This window comes from Enterobacter sp. CGMCC 5087 (assembly GCF_003144775.1).
Lineage (GTDB): Bacteria > Pseudomonadota > Gammaproteobacteria > Enterobacterales > Enterobacteriaceae > Enterobacter > Enterobacter cloacae_M.
The window spans coordinates 1-494 of the sequence record NZ_QFXN01000359.1; the positions used below are offsets into that span (position 1 = coordinate 1).

The 494-nt window shown below is 52.0% G+C and carries 1 protein-coding gene; it reads right to left on the reverse strand.

Annotation, left to right across the window (positions count from 1 at the left end; all coding sequences use genetic code 11):
* Positions 1 to 25: 25 nt before the first annotated feature.
* A complete protein-coding gene (locus DEO48_RS26405) occupies positions 26 to 268 on the reverse strand; it encodes a hypothetical protein (RefSeq protein ID WP_109846763.1) in 243 nt (80 codons plus the stop codon).
* Positions 269 to 494 lie beyond the last annotated feature (226 nt).

Genomic DNA, 494 nt, shown 5'->3' on the forward strand with positions numbered 1-494 from the left:
ATTCGCGAGGCTCGTTGGTTCAGCATTACAGCAGCGTATAAACAATCCTGGATGACGCGTTCTGCGCCCTTATCCATGCCGCTGTCGGCGGTGTTATCTTCCACAGCCCCGGCTCAAGGATAAAACCAGCATCATCTGCAGCGGGTTCTGACGCTGAAGATACCACCCTGATCGAATCATGAAAGACCTGCAGTGTTGCAGTCTGAGTGCCATCAGTGAGACTGACCCAGCTTGTCTTTATCTCCAGGCTTTTCGTTTCATCAGCCATAATTACCCCCTTATCCCGGGAAACATCCCGCAAGCCGTAATGCTTTCCAGTTGCCGCATCAGCTCTCACCTCTCTTTCTTATCGTGAAGTACCGGATCGCGCCAAATTGATTCGCTCCGCTGTGCGTATCAGTGATGAGCAGTTTCCCCGAACCATCAGTGGCAACAGCAAGACTCATCGTCAGATTATACGGCTTAGAAGGGTACGGCTCGGGCGTTAATACCCG